15 protein-coding genes are annotated in these 12,958 nt (G+C 38.4%); 4 read left to right on the top strand and 11 right to left on the bottom strand.

The genetic code is table 11. The features are described from left to right. Positions 1-9 precede the first annotated feature (9 nt). Both HW120_RS06380 and HW120_RS06375 read left to right on the top strand, forming a co-directional pair. The gene (locus HW120_RS06380; RefSeq protein WP_177732212.1) at positions 10-1,329 is read left to right on the top strand and encodes a RagB/SusD family nutrient uptake outer membrane protein; all 1,320 of its coding nucleotides are present in this window, start codon (positions 10-12) and stop codon (positions 1,327-1,329) included. Between the two features lie 59 nt (positions 1,330-1,388). Further along, a complete protein-coding gene (locus HW120_RS06375; protein WP_177732209.1) occupies positions 1,389-2,153 on the top strand; it encodes a LytR/AlgR family response regulator transcription factor in 765 nt (254 codons plus the stop codon). 16 nt (positions 2,154-2,169) lie between these two features. On the opposite strand, the gene HW120_RS06370 is transcribed toward HW120_RS06375, so the two are convergent. Further along, on the bottom strand, positions 2,170-2,577 hold the full coding sequence (locus HW120_RS06370) for a PH domain-containing protein (RefSeq protein WP_177732206.1): 408 nt from the start codon (positions 2,575-2,577) through the stop codon (positions 2,170-2,172). A 1-nt stretch (position 2,578) separates the two neighbouring features. Continuing rightward, on the bottom strand, positions 2,579-3,073 hold the full coding sequence (locus tag HW120_RS06365) for a YkgJ family cysteine cluster protein (protein ID WP_177732203.1): 495 nt from the start codon (positions 3,071-3,073) through the stop codon (positions 2,579-2,581). Between the two features lie 76 nt (positions 3,074-3,149). On the opposite strand from HW120_RS06365, the gene HW120_RS06360 reads away from it, so the two are divergent. Then, positions 3,150-3,863 (top strand): class I SAM-dependent methyltransferase, encoded by a 714-nt coding sequence (locus HW120_RS06360; RefSeq protein ID WP_177732200.1) that lies wholly within the window; start codon positions 3,150-3,152, stop codon positions 3,861-3,863. Between the two features lie 51 nt (positions 3,864-3,914). On the opposite strand, the gene HW120_RS06355 is transcribed toward HW120_RS06360, so the two are convergent. From HW120_RS06355 to HW120_RS06315, 9 genes are all read right to left on the bottom strand, one after another. Further along, the gene (locus HW120_RS06355) at positions 3,915-4,322 is read right to left on the bottom strand and encodes a DUF2059 domain-containing protein (protein ID WP_177732197.1); all 408 of its coding nucleotides are present in this window, start codon (positions 4,320-4,322) and stop codon (positions 3,915-3,917) included. A gap of 39 nt (positions 4,323-4,361) precedes the next feature. Beyond that, complete coding sequence (locus tag HW120_RS06350) at positions 4,362-4,994, bottom strand: 7-carboxy-7-deazaguanine synthase QueE (RefSeq protein WP_177732195.1); 633 nt, start codon at positions 4,992-4,994, stop codon at positions 4,362-4,364. Positions 4,995-5,165: 171 nt separating this feature from the next. After that, the gene (locus HW120_RS06345; protein ID WP_177732192.1) at positions 5,166-6,827 is read right to left on the bottom strand and encodes a tetratricopeptide repeat protein; all 1,662 of its coding nucleotides are present in this window, start codon (positions 6,825-6,827) and stop codon (positions 5,166-5,168) included. A 32-nt stretch (positions 6,828-6,859) separates the two neighbouring features. Next, positions 6,860-7,783: a PstS family phosphate ABC transporter substrate-binding protein gene (locus tag HW120_RS06340; RefSeq protein WP_177732189.1), complete on the bottom strand. Its 924-nt coding sequence runs from the start codon at positions 7,781-7,783 to the stop codon at positions 6,860-6,862. 95 nt (positions 7,784-7,878) lie between these two features. Further along, positions 7,879-8,100, bottom strand: coding sequence for a hypothetical protein (locus tag HW120_RS06335; protein WP_246297045.1), 222 nt, complete (start codon positions 8,098-8,100; stop codon positions 7,879-7,881). Positions 8,101-8,104: 4 nt separating this feature from the next. Further along, a complete protein-coding gene (locus HW120_RS06330; RefSeq protein ID WP_177732186.1) occupies positions 8,105-8,926 on the bottom strand; it encodes an energy transducer TonB in 822 nt (273 codons plus the stop codon). A 31-nt stretch (positions 8,927-8,957) separates the two neighbouring features. Next, entirely contained in the window at positions 8,958-9,512 is a 555-nt protein-coding gene (locus HW120_RS06325; RefSeq protein WP_177732183.1) for an ExbD/TolR family protein, read from the bottom strand. Between the two features lie 20 nt (positions 9,513-9,532). After that, positions 9,533-10,147, bottom strand: a complete 615-nt coding sequence (locus HW120_RS06320) for an ExbD/TolR family protein (protein ID WP_177732180.1) — start codon at positions 10,145-10,147, stop codon at positions 9,533-9,535. Between the two features lie 88 nt (positions 10,148-10,235). After that, positions 10,236-11,072, bottom strand: a complete 837-nt coding sequence (locus HW120_RS06315) for a MotA/TolQ/ExbB proton channel family protein (RefSeq protein ID WP_177732177.1) — start codon at positions 11,070-11,072, stop codon at positions 10,236-10,238. A 367-nt stretch (positions 11,073-11,439) separates the two neighbouring features. Between HW120_RS06315 and HW120_RS06310 the strand changes: the two genes are divergently transcribed. Continuing rightward, positions 11,440-12,957 carry a helicase HerA-like domain-containing protein gene (locus HW120_RS06310; protein ID WP_177732174.1) on the top strand — a complete coding sequence of 506 codons (1,518 nt, stop codon included), beginning with the start codon at positions 11,440-11,442 and terminating at the stop codon, positions 12,955-12,957. Position 12,958: the final 1 nt, after the last annotated feature.

Here is a 12,958-nt window from a genome sequence, read left to right as displayed (position 1 = left end):
TTGAGAATCATGAAAAAAATATCAAAATATATCGTTCTGTTTGCTGCTGCTATCGGAATGACCGGCTGTAATGAGTTCCTGGACATTAAACCGGAAGGAAAAGTGATTCCGGAAACGCTGGAAGATTTCCGTGCCGTACTGACAACCGGATATAATGCTTTTCCAAGACACAAATCGCTTGCGTCATTACGCGCAGACGAGCTGACCTTGAACGAATTTGACGATCAGCTGGTTTATTACAGAGACATCTATATCTGGAAAGATGCCAATCCGGATCCGGCAACGACCACATTTCAATGGGGACAGTTGTACAACACTATTTTCTATACGAATGTAGTGATTAACGAAGCCAGTGCAAAAGTTCCGGCTTCAGCAGAAAAGAACCAGTTAATCGGTGAAGCACATGCTTTAAGAGCCCTTACCTATTTTGACCTGATCAACCTGTTTGGGAAACCATACAACGCAGCGACATCTGGCAGTGATAAAGGTGTGCCTTTGGCTTTGGAAGTGGATCTGGAACAGAATTTCATTCCGGAAAGTGTTGCCAATGTTTACAATCAGATCCTTTTCGATATCGACCAGGCTAAGAATTTATTGAATCAGTCCACACAGGCAACAGGATTAAACTACCGTTTTTCCAAAGCTTCCATTTTTGCTTTAGAAGCAAGAGTGCGTTTGTACCGTAACGAATGGCAAAAAGCACTGGATGCTGCCAATACGGCTCTGACTTATAAAAATGAGCTTGCCGACCTGAACAGTGCCGCTGTGTTACCAAACAAATTCAACGGAGTGGAATCGGTAATGGCTTTAGACGATGCTTTTATCAGTACTTTAAAAACGGCTTCTTATGCTTCTGCAGATCTGATTGGTGCTTTCAGCCAGCAGAATGACCTTCGTTTTCCGTTGTATTTCCAGGCATCGGGCAGCCGCTTCAAATTTAAAAAAGGTGGTGAGCAGGATCAGAAATGTACTTTCAGAACTTCCGAGTTGTATTTAATCAAAGCGGAAGCGCAGTTAAGACTGGACAACGTTACCGAAGCAAAAGCAACGGTATTGCCATTGTTACAGAAAAGATATACGCCGGCCGGATATACCCAGTTGAGTGCCCAGGTGAACAACATGTCTGCTCAGGATTTCACCAACTTCCTTTTTGAAGAAAGAAGACGTGAATTAGCCGTAGAAGGACATCGCTGGTTTGATCTGAGAAGAATGAATCAGAAACAGATTATTCACCAGATAGACGGACAGGATTATACGCTTATTCAGAATGACCCGCGTTATACGCTGCCTTATCCACGAAATGCGCAGTTGAATAACCCTAATTTATAATTTCAGGAAGTCCGGTTTTAAAACCGGGCTTTTTTTTTACTTTTACATAAAAAAGTAAAATGCAAGTAGCTATTGTAGAAGATGAGCATCTGGCTTCCGGTTATCTCAAATCGATTTTGGAGAAACAGGACGTCATTGCAGTGTCTAAAATAACTATTTTAAAATCTGTAAAAGAAGCGGTTGCTTTCTTTAAAGAGCATACTGTCGACCTGGTTTTTATGGACATTCACCTGGGTGACGGCAAAAGTCTGGACATTTTTGAAGAAATTTCTATCCCGAGTCCGATTATCTTTGTTACGGCTTATGATGCTTATGCCATACAGGTCTTCAAACATTTTACTATCGATTACCTACTCAAGCCTTTTGAAGAACAGGAACTGCTTGCCGCAATATCGAAATACAAAAAGATGAAAAGCGCTTTCGACCTGAATCAGACGGTGCAATCGCTGGCAACCATCGAAAACAAAAACACCGATTCCTACCAGAAACGTTTTCTGGTGAATCACGGTTATAAGTTTATTTCAATAAACGATTCCGATATTGATTGTTTTATGGGTTCCGGAAAGCATCTTTTTATTTACACTTCAAACGGCAACAGTTATTTGTACAGTGACACCATCAAGGATGTCATCAACAAACTCAATCCGGAGTTCTTTTTTAAAGTTAACCGGAAATACATTTTCCATATCTCGGCGATCAAAGAAGTCATTCGCCATTCCAGCCAGAAAGTAGAAATTAAAGTTACCGCCGCCATCAATGACAGCAGTCCGATATTGGTCAGCAAACATGAGATTGCCAATTTTAAAAAGTGGCTGGACCGGTAAATAAATCGGTCTGCACTTATAACTGCACGACAATAGCGGGATTCACGGCCAGCAATTCCGTTACAAATGCTGCCTTTTCTTTTGGGGAGATAATCACGCTTTTTGAGCCTTCATATTTTATTTCAATCCTGTCCGTAATCGAATTTGCAGGCGCACTTAATACCGAATCGGTTTTCATGACCGATTGAATGGACATGATCTTTATTTTCTTATTGACCAAAAATCCTGCTTTTACCTGTAAAATATCCTCTTTAATGTAGTATTTCGTTTCCAGGAACAGGTAAACAATAAACGCCAGCACCACACACATAAGCAATGCTCCTTTCCAATCCTTCTGACTGATAAACAGTATTGCCGGACCTATAAAAGAGGCGGCAAGAATCATAATGATTGCGGAATCGGTTTTGGATCGGAATGTTTTCAACTTAAAGCGGCATTTTTTTCTTCATTTCTTCCACTATATTATACGCGGCCGGACAGATGGCAACATTCTTTAACGTAAGATTCGCTATCTGCTGGAATTTCTTCCTGTCGGTATGCGGAAACTCCCGACAGGCTTTTGGGCGCACATCGTAGATCATACAATAATTTTCATGATCCAGAAAAGTACAGGGAACGCTTTGCAGCACATAATCGTTGTCCTCATCAATGCGGAGGTATTTTTCTATAAACTGCTGCGGTTTCATCCGGAAATGTTTGGCAATCCGTTCCACATCGGCAATTGTAAACAAAGGTCCTGTTGTTTTACAGCAATTGGCACATTTCAGGCAATCCGTTCTTTTAAACTCGGCATCATGCAGTTCCTGCATCACATAATCCAGATTCTTGGGCGTTTTCTTTTTCAGCTTATCGAAATACTTTTTGTTTTCGTTATGCTTATCTTTGGCAAGCTTTGGAAGATTTTTTATAAGATTGTCCATTTTGGATATGCAGCTAGGTTATTCAATAAATCTGCAGCAAATAAACAAATAACCGATATAAGATACAAACTAAATAATGAAAGACCTAATAGGAAAAGCAATACTGGATTATCAGACGCATAACGCACCGGAAGACATCATTACCGAAACTTCAATTACCGAAGCCGACAGTATGAGTGTTGCCTATCTTTTCCGCAGTTTTAAAGAAATGCCGAAGATCGAGCAAAAAGCCCTGCAGCTTGCCAAAGGAAGGGTTCTCGATGTGGGCTGCGGTGCCGGAAGCCACAGCCTGTATTTACAGGAAAAAGGTTTTGATGTTACGGCTATTGATATTTCGGAAAACGCTATTGAAGCCTGTAAGTTAAGAGGTCTTCAAAATGCTTTTGTCCAGGACATGATGACGCTCACAGCTGCGCCGTTCGATACGATCCTGCTGCTGATGAACGGAACCGGTATTTGCGGAAAGCTGAACCGGATCGCTCCGTTTCTTCAGAAACTAAAAACTTTATTATCCATACATGGACAGATTTTAATAGACAGTTCCGATATTATTTATATGTTCGATGAAGATGAAGACGGCGGAAAATGGATTCCATCCGATGTGGATTATTATGGCGAAGTACTTTTTAATGTTAGCTATAAGGGTGAAAAGGAAGATCCTTTTGACTGGGTTTATGTGGACTACAATACGCTGCAAAATGCGGCACATGCAAACGGCCTGCATTGCGAACTGATAAAAGAAGGTCCGCATTTTGAATACCTGGCACGACTGACGCATCTTAAATTATAACAAAAAGCCTGAGAAAATCTCAGGCTTTTTTTATTGTTGTTGCTACAGTGCTTATTGCATGTATTTCATCATCATTCCTTGTAATGAGCTTCCCCACTCCTGGCTTGCTGTCATGTTTTTCTCTGCGATAACACCCGCTTTTTCAGTCATTTTTTTACCAATCGGAGTTTCGTAAAATTTCAAGATCTGTTTGATATCATCGTGAGTATATTCCTGCATATAAACATTTGCGATTTTATCGTATAGCGACGGTAATGTTGCTTCAAATTCTACCAGGAAAGCGGCTTGTTTTTCTTTAGGGATCATTTTGATGATCTGATCCTTAACAAGCTTCATTTGTCCCGCAGAACCGGTAACATCGATCACTTTTAATACATCTTTTTTGAAAGCCTCATTCGTTTGGGCCATTCCTATTTGCGCTGCTAAAACAAAGGCAAATGTTAATACTATTTTTTTCATCGTTATTTTGTTAATTAACCAGGATAAAAGTAAACTATTTTATGGAATATTCAAATATTTATGCGTCTGTAATGATACGCGCCATTTGGGGTTGTTCATCACGTAATCCACGATTAGCGGTGTCATTTCCTCTTTCTTACTCCATTCCGGCTGTAAGAACAATATAGCCTTGCCGTTTACTTTAGCAGCCTGCTCTTCGGCAAAAAGAAAATCGTGTTTGTTGTGAATAATCACTTTTAGTTCATGTGCATTTTCATAGACTTCATCCTTAGGAAGTTTTGTCTTTTTTGGCGACAAACAAATCCAGTCCCAGGTTCCCGTTAAAGGATAGGCTCCGGAGGTTTCGATATGTACCCGAAGGTTCTTTTCTTTTAATTTACGGGTTAACGTAGTCATGTCCCACGTTAACGGTTCTCCACCTGTTATAACAACGGTTTCGGCATATTTTTTTGCATTCTCAACAATCAGATCCGTTGCTGTTGGCGGATGCAGTTCGGCATTCCAGCTTTCCTTTACGTCACACCAATGGCATCCTACGTCACAACCGCCTATCCGTATAAAATAAGCTGCTGTACCGGTATGATAGCCTTCACCCTGAATGGTGTAAAATTCCTCCATTAAAGGCAACATTTCGCCTCTTTCTACCGCTAATTGAATTTCTTTTTTAAGCATGTGTTTCTAAAATAGTCTGCAAAGATAGTTATTTTGAAAACTTTATAATTTGAAATCTTAAAAAGCTTAACCATAATTAACTAAAGTTTATTATCCGGGCCGGCATTCTCAAATAAAAAAACCCGGTAACAGTGTTACCGGGTTTGCTTTGTATTTCGAAATCCCTGCGGATTACAATTTTTTCAACGTGTCTGTAGCATATTTATTACCAGGCTCCAATACTAAAAGTGCCTGTAAGTTTTCTACTGCTTTTGCTTTATCACCGTTATTAGCATAATAAGCCCCAACATAAGTATATGCTTCTATCAGGTTGTTTTTAGCTTTTTCCGTTTCTCCTTTTTCTTTTACAATTTTGATGTATTCTTCATAAGAACCCACCATTACTTTTTTAGATTCCGGAGTATCGATAATACGGTTAACTTTCGCTTTGTATAAGTGTGCATCCTGAGTTGTCGGCGATGCTGCAATTACATTTGTAAAGGCAAGATCAGCTTTAGTCAGCTCGTCTTTAGGAGATGTTTTCTCATCATAATTGAAGTATAATGAATATCCTAAATAGAAGTTATCATACAAATAGTTTTTCGATTTTGGATTTTTAACCGCTACTTCAAAGATTTTACCAGACTCTCTGTAGAATTTCTCTTTGAATAGTTTTAAACCAAACTCGTTTAATTCGCTGGCAATAACCGGATCTTTTTCTACCGCTTTGTTGATTTCAACTACTCCTTCGTCAAAGAACGTTTTATCATACGATTTTCCATCTGCTTTTTTAGACAATCCGATTTTAGCTAATCCTAAATACAGGTAATCTCTGGCGATGATTTTCTTAGCTTCTGCTTTTGCAATAAATTCATTTAATGCTTTTACACTTTCCTGGTGGTTTCCGTTCTCATGAGCAGAATATCCCAGGTAACGTAAGATTCTCGGATTCACTTTATCCAGCTGTTGCATTTTTTTAGCTTCTGCTTCCAATGCTTTATAGTCTTTTGCCAGGATTAAGAAATCGGCATGACGCATACGGGACTCTAAAGAGTAATCGGTAAGGCTCATGTATTTCTCATAGTACTCCAATGCTTTTTTCACATAAGCATTATAGTTTGTTGTTTCACTGGCACCCCAGTAATAGTACGTTTCTGCTAACTCTCTGTAAACCGGTCCGAAGTTTGGGTTGATGGCTACAATTTCGTTAAACGCTTTTACTGCTTCCGGGAAAGCTTTTGTATTTTTTGTAATCGCTGCTAATTTTACTTTTGCAAGCAACAACGTGTTATCATAATCGTAGGCATTACGGTAAGCACTGTACGACTCGTTTATGTTACGATCGCCATAGTAAGCATCACCTAAGCTCAAATAGGCCTGAGCCGATTTAGGATCAACAACCAGTACTTTTTTCAGGCTTTCGATCGCTTTTTTAAAGTCCGGACGATCCGACTTAATGTAAGCTCTACCGATTAACAAAAATTCTTCTGTATCTTTCTTTTTAATATCTTTTGTTGCTTTGGCAAAATTAGCTTCCGCTCCGAAACCATCACCACTGTCAAGGTTCATTTCCCCAAGTCCGATATAGTTAAGTGCTCCTTTATCTTTAGCTGCTAATCCTTTTTCAAAATAGATTTTAGCCGAATCCACAGATTTCTCATTCAAATACAAATCTCCTAAATAGAAAAAATTTCTACCGTTATTGGCATCAGAAGCCACTAAAGATTTTAATATTTTTTTTGCCTTGTCATATTGCTCTGCATCAACTGCTTTTTTTGCTTGTTCCAAATCCTGTGCAAAAGTGGCAGTACCAATCACAGACAGTAACAAAGTAAAAACTTTTACATTCTTCATTTTTATTGTTATTTATTATTATTTGGTTTCTTCTATTTATCCTTAACCAGTATTTCTCTACTTGGCATTATTGCGGGAACTAATCCGGATTTTAAAATAATCCGCTGTCCTTTATTCCCTGCAACAAAAGATGCAAACCCCATGCCTAAACCGGTGGTTCCCTGAAAATTTAACAAATACAGCTTTCGCGTAATCGGATAATCACCTTTAGCAATAGCGCTTTGCGTTGGTTTATAGAACTTATTATCTTTCAGTTTATTGTTGTTAACCCCTAAAACTTTAACATTTTCAACATAAGGCTTAAGGTCTTTTGGTGCCTGAAGCAGCCAGTTTACGCCAACAACTCCTACTGTTCCAGGGTTAGCAGCAATGTGCCTGATTAATTCTTCATTTGAGTTTAAGGAAAAGACACCTTCTTTTGGTAATACCTGTACATTGGCCAATTCTCTGATTGTTCTCACGGAACTTGAATTGGCATTATCAAAGACCAGGTTTTTGATTCTTGTAGATTTTTTTCCCAGCATCACTGCTACAATTTCCTCAGTGGTGATGGTGGAATCTTTTTCTTTAGCATTTACAATAAAAGCTAAGGCATCGGTTCCGATTTCCGTAATACGCGGTATAATGCTTTTACTTTTGAAATTCTTCAGTTCGACAGAGTCTAACGTTCGTGGCAGTACAACCACCTGCGAACTATTCTGAAAAATAGATTTTAGTATTTCGGTTTCCGTTTTTTTATGCAATTCAATCTTTGCACGATTGTAATCATTTTCAAAGATAATCACTTCGTCTTCCATTATCGGGAAGATCGTTTCTTCAACCGAAACGGTCGCTTTTCCCGAAACAGGTGTTTCTTCAATTTCTTCCGGATTGTCACTTGGTTTCTTACACCCCATTTGGAATGTCAGGAAAGCCACTCCAAGTAAAACAGATAATTTTAAAGCAATCTTTTTCATCAAAAACATTTAAGCTGCAATAGCCATAGCTACAAAGTTAGTCCTTTTTTTATTTTACAAAACCTTAAAAACGTGAAATTAAACCTAATATTTGGTTAATCTTCCTGCTGCATTAAACGGAAAAACCGGAAAGCGGCATAAATCATCAATAAAATTGCCAGTATTACTCTTCTTGTATAGGAAAGCTCAATGGGCATTGATTTCCATATAATCAAAGTCAGTCCCATAAAGACATACAAACACAAGAAGATAAGTCCTAAAACAAACAGAAATCGCTGTTTAGGCGATTTCTGCTTAAAAATTTGAAATATATTCATAGAATTATTCTCCTACTTGAATAGTGATTGGCAAGTTATACGCTACACGTACCGCTCTACCATTTTGAACTCCGGCTTTCCATTTTGGTGCATTCTGCAACATACGGATCGCTTCTTTACCCATTCCGTAACCTGGATCTCTTAAAACTTTAATGTCTGTTAATGATCCGTCTCTTTCTACAACGAAACCAACAATAACTCTTAATGTTTTAACACCTTCATCAACATCAGGAGCTCTGAAGTTTTTCTGAACGTATTTGTTGAAACCAGCCATACCTCCTGGAAATTCCGGCGGAACTTCTACAGTAAAGAATACTTTATTTCCATCGTCAACGATATCCGAGTTTTTAGGCCCGTCACCCGCTGGTTTGTCGATCAGGATATCTCCTGCTTCTTTATCTCCTTTAACATTTTTTTGTCCAGGATCAGCAGTTTCCAAATCTTTAACCGTTGGCGGATCTTCGTCACGCACTAATTTTTTATCAACCACTTTCGGCGGAGGGAATTTCACCTGATCGTTTACAGACTTTGGTGGCTCCGGTGGTGGTGGTGGTGGTAAAATTTCATCTTTTGGCGGTGGTGGCAATAATGCTGTTTCAATTACCTTGTCCATGTTTTCCTTTTTCTCAACACCGATATTCTCAGAGATAAATCGCATGATCAAAGGAGCACTTACTGCAGAACCGAATAAAACTATTCCAAGAAAAAGTGCTCTTGTTGTAGTTTTAGGGTTCTCTGAACGTAATTGATAAGCACCATAGGCTTTGTTACGGCCTTCAAAAACCATATCAATCCACCCTTTTTTAAATATGTTTAATCTTGACATAATTTAGTTTTTTTAATTAGTCCGGAAAGAATTAATTAATTCCTTCTTTATCTAACATTTTAAGTTCGTCTGGTGTAATATCAACAATCGCATAAGTCGGAACAGATGTAATCGCCATCTCATCTAAAATATCCACTAAGTTTTTATAGTTTGATTTCTTAGAAGGTTTAATTACAACGATTAATCCTTTTTTAGGATCAGCTCCATAAATTCCTTTTACTTTCTGAATCTGATCCAATATTACCTTACGAATCCCATCTTTACCAAAAGCTACAGCTGTAGGACCTTCTAAAGGTGATGTAGGCTGTCCTTTGAACCATAGGATTTTATTATCTTTTCCTATCAAAATTGTCAACGAACGGTCATCAGGAATAGTTAGCTCAACCTGCGGCTTATCCTTTGGCGTTTTATCCGGCATTGCCAGATTCATTGACTGAGGTTTTGACAACGAAGTCGTTAACATAAAGAAAGTAATCAATAAGAATGCCAAATCCACCATCGCTGTCAAATCGACACCGGCGTTTTGTTTTTTACTTCTTACTTTCTTGCCTTTACCGCCGCCGTCGCCTGTATTTAATTCTGCCATTTCTACAGTTTATTTTTTAATTAAAAATCTTCGCTTCTTAAACCGGTAACCAAGAAGAATTTATTTACTTTTTGGTCTTGAAGAATATCAATTACTTTTTTAACAGTAGGATATTCTTCTTTAGCATCTCCCTTGATAGAGATCTTAAGCTCAGTATTGTTTATTTCTTTTGTCGCATTACGAGCAGCCAGAATCCATTCTCTTAATTGGTTATCAATAGAATCGTATGGGATTCCAGGCTGAAGACCTTCTTTGTTACGCTCTTCTCCGTTTAAAGCGATCAATTGCTTTAAATTTCCGATAGGCACTCCAAAACCATCTATAAGTGAAAATTTCTTAGCTTCTTCATCTGTGAACTTCACATTATATTTTTCTCCCATCTTTGACAAAGTAAGCATTCTTACATCCTTACCTACTACTCCAAAGAATACTTTTTCCTTTCCTACGGTAATTGTTGCCAAATCAGCATCCGGCAATTTTGTTTGTACTGTAGAAGCAGGCGTATCCACCGGAAGCGGCTCTGGGAGCTTTGCCGTAGACGTCATTACAAAGAAAGATAACAACAAGAATGCTACGTCACACATCGCAGTCATATCTATTCTTGTGCTTTTCTTTGACATTTTTGCTTTAGCCATTTTCTTTTAGATTTTTTAATTCCAAACCTGATAGTCGAAACATCATTCCGCTATCCCGTTTGCAATTTGTTATTAAATTACCTTATAATTATGCGTTGTTACGCGCTTTGAAACGTCTGTAAGTTTGCGTGATAGCAAAACCAGCCTCATCAATAGAATAAGTTAATTTATCAATCTTAGAAGTAAAGATGTTATAAGCAATAATAGCTAGTGTAGAAGTACCAATACCAGTTGCTGTATTAATAAGTGCCTCAGAGATACCTGTTGCCAATGCTGCCTGATCCGGAGCTCCAGCTGCTGCTAATCCAGAGAACGCTTTAATCATACCTGATACCGTTCCTAATAGTCCCATTAACGTACCAATTGATACTAATGTCGCAATAATTGTTAAGTTTTTCTCTAACATTGGCATCTCTAAAGAAGTTGCCTCTTCGATTTCTTTTTGAATAGTTTCTGTAGCTTTCTCACTATCAAAACCTTCTTTTTTAACCTCTTGGTATTTTGTTAAACCAGCTCTAACAACGTTAGCTACTGAACCTTTTTGAGTATCACACTCAGCGATAGCCTCATCAATTTTACCTTGGTTAATTAATACCTGAATATTTTTAACGAAAGTTTCAACATTCCCTTTTCCAGCTGCTTTTGAAATAACGAAGAATCTCTCAATTGAAAACACAACAGTCATCAAAAATAATCCCATCAACACCGGAACGATAAATCCTCCTTTGTAAACCATTCCTAAATAGTTTCCAGGTAGCGGATGACCATTAGGGTCGTTATTGATGAAATTCGATGGTGCACCCATTACATATTTCCAAATAAGAACTCCGACTAAAATACAGATTACAATTGCTAAACCTGCAAATACACTTGATCCATTAGAGCTAGCTCCTTTCCCAACATTTTCGTTAGATACTTTTGTCATTTTTTTTAATTTTTAGTTTTTTGATTTTATTATAACTACCTTCTTACAAAATGAATATTCTCGTCTTATAAGATTCGCAAATTTATGTTTTTAGAGTAAATAAAAAAATAAAAAGCATTTTTTTTAAGTGTTAACAATAAATTATTTAACAATCCCTATACTTTTCTTTATAATTCCACCCGCCACCATTAACATAAGTTTAAATTAATAACGCTTTAATGTTACTATTATTCTTTTTCATTCTTGCTTTTTTCTATAATTTTTTAAAAAAGATACAATTTTGAATATTCCGGATCCGCATATTTTATAGAATCGGATTCGTATATTTGTATAAACACGATCCGTAATACTATTGCTACAACAAAAGATGACAGCTACAAAATTTTCAGATGCTATAAACGCAGGTTACGACTGTAAAGGTGAACATATCGTACTTGGCGGAGCTATTTTAAACGGTGAATCCGTTCCGAATACTCAAATCAAAATCCCTCTTAAAACCCTTAACCGTCACGGCCTTATTGCCGGAGCAACGGGAACCGGAAAGACCAAAACCATACAGGTACTTTCGGAACAGTTATCGCAAAACGGTATTCCGGTACTGATGATGGACATTAAAGGTGATTTTAGCGGCATTGCCATGCCCGGTGAAGAAAAATCGTTTATAACCGAACGCCATGAAAAAATCGGAATTCCTTACGAAACAAAGGCTTTCCCTGTGGAACTAATGAGCCTGTCGTCGCAAAACGGCGTACGCTTAAGAGCCACCGTTTCTGAGTTTGGCCCGGTTTTATTTTCACGTATCCTGGACCTGAACGACACCCAAAGCGGCGTTGTTTCCATCATTTTCAAATATTGTGACGACAACCAGATACCACTGCTGGATTTAAAAGACTTTAAAAAACTGCTGCAATATGCCACCGAAGAAGGCAAAGCCGAATTTGAAAAAGAATACGGCCGGATCTCCACTTCTTCCACCGGTTCCATCCTGAGAAAAGTAATTGAACTGGAGCAGCAGGGAGCCGATTTATTTTTCGGGGAATTGTCGTTTGAAATTGACGATCTGATGCGGATTGACAGCAATGGAAACGGCTATATAAACATTATCCGGCTGACGGACATACAGGACAAACCGAAATTATTCTCCACTTTTATGCTTTCGCTTTTAGCCGAAATTTACAGCCAGATGCCGGAACAGGGCGATAGCGGAAGACCGGAGCTGGTTATTTTTATTGACGAGGCGCATTTAATATTCGATCAGGCCAGCAAAGCATTACTGGATCAGATCGAAACAATTGTAAAACTAATCCGTTCCAAAGGCATCGGTATTTATTTTATCACCCAGAATCCTACCGATGTTCCAAATGGCGTATTGGCACAATTAGGATTAAAAATCCAGCATGCACTGCGCGCTTTTACCGCTAACGACCGGAAAGCCATTAAAATGACTGCTGAAAACTACCCGATTTCCGAGTTTTACAAAACCGACGAAGTCATAACCCAATTGGGTATTGGCGAGGCTTTTGTAACCGCTTTAAACGAAAAAGGGATCCCGACACCGTTAGCAGCCTGTATGCTTCGTTCCCCGATGAGCAGAATGGATATCCTGACACCGGCTGAAATTGACACCATCAACAGCAATTCCAAACTGGTCAAAAAATACCAGGAAACCATCGACCGGGAAAGTGCTTATGAAATACTGAATAAAAAAATAGAATCCGCACAGGAAGTGGCTGCAAAAGAAGCAGAAAAACAAGCCGAAGAAAAAGCACAGAAAAGCACGGCAACCCGCCAGAGCAGCGCCATGAATCCGATTGTAAAAGTCCTGACCAGCGCGACATTTATAAGAGGCGCTTTCGGAATACTATCCAAAATGTTTAAAAAATAAT

It is taken from the genome of Flavobacterium inviolabile (assembly GCF_013389455.1).
Classification (GTDB): Bacteria; Bacteroidota; Bacteroidia; order Flavobacteriales; family Flavobacteriaceae; genus Flavobacterium; species Flavobacterium inviolabile.
Note: the sequence above shows the minus strand (reverse complement) of the source record. Positions and strands in the feature narration are given on the sequence as shown.

Bases quoted from the DNA above. Each gene is read 5' to 3' on its own strand.
- HW120_RS06360 (WP_177732200.1), top strand. From the start codon at position 3,150: ATGAAAGACCTAATAGGAAAAGCAATACTGGATTATCAGACGCATAAC.
- HW120_RS06330 (WP_177732186.1), bottom strand. From the start codon at position 8,926: ATGTCAAGATTAAACATATTTAAAAAAGGGTGGATTGATATGGTTTTT.
- HW120_RS06375 (WP_177732209.1), top strand. From the start codon at position 1,389: ATGCAAGTAGCTATTGTAGAAGATGAGCATCTGGCTTCCGGTTATCTC.
- HW120_RS06355 (WP_177732197.1), bottom strand. From the start codon at position 4,322: ATGAAAAAAATAGTATTAACATTTGCCTTTGTTTTAGCAGCGCAAATA.
- HW120_RS06315 (WP_177732177.1), bottom strand. From the start codon at position 11,072: ATGACAAAAGTATCTAACGAAAATGTTGGGAAAGGAGCTAGCTCTAAT.
- HW120_RS06345 (WP_177732192.1), bottom strand. From the start codon at position 6,827: ATGAAGAATGTAAAAGTTTTTACTTTGTTACTGTCTGTGATTGGTACT.
- HW120_RS06320 (WP_177732180.1), bottom strand. From the start codon at position 10,147: ATGGCTAAAGCAAAAATGTCAAAGAAAAGCACAAGAATAGATATGACT.
- HW120_RS06340 (WP_177732189.1), bottom strand. From the start codon at position 7,783: ATGAAAAAGATTGCTTTAAAATTATCTGTTTTACTTGGAGTGGCTTTC.
- HW120_RS06380 (WP_177732212.1), top strand. From the start codon at position 10: ATGAAAAAAATATCAAAATATATCGTTCTGTTTGCTGCTGCTATCGGA.
- HW120_RS06335 (WP_246297045.1), bottom strand. From the start codon at position 8,100: ATGAATATATTTCAAATTTTTAAGCAGAAATCGCCTAAACAGCGATTT.
- HW120_RS06310 (WP_177732174.1), top strand. From the start codon at position 11,440: ATGACAGCTACAAAATTTTCAGATGCTATAAACGCAGGTTACGACTGT.
- HW120_RS06325 (WP_177732183.1), bottom strand. From the start codon at position 9,512: ATGGCAGAATTAAATACAGGCGACGGCGGCGGTAAAGGCAAGAAAGTA.
- HW120_RS06365 (WP_177732203.1), bottom strand. From the start codon at position 3,073: ATGGACAATCTTATAAAAAATCTTCCAAAGCTTGCCAAAGATAAGCAT.
- HW120_RS06350 (WP_177732195.1), bottom strand. From the start codon at position 4,994: ATGCTTAAAAAAGAAATTCAATTAGCGGTAGAAAGAGGCGAAATGTTG.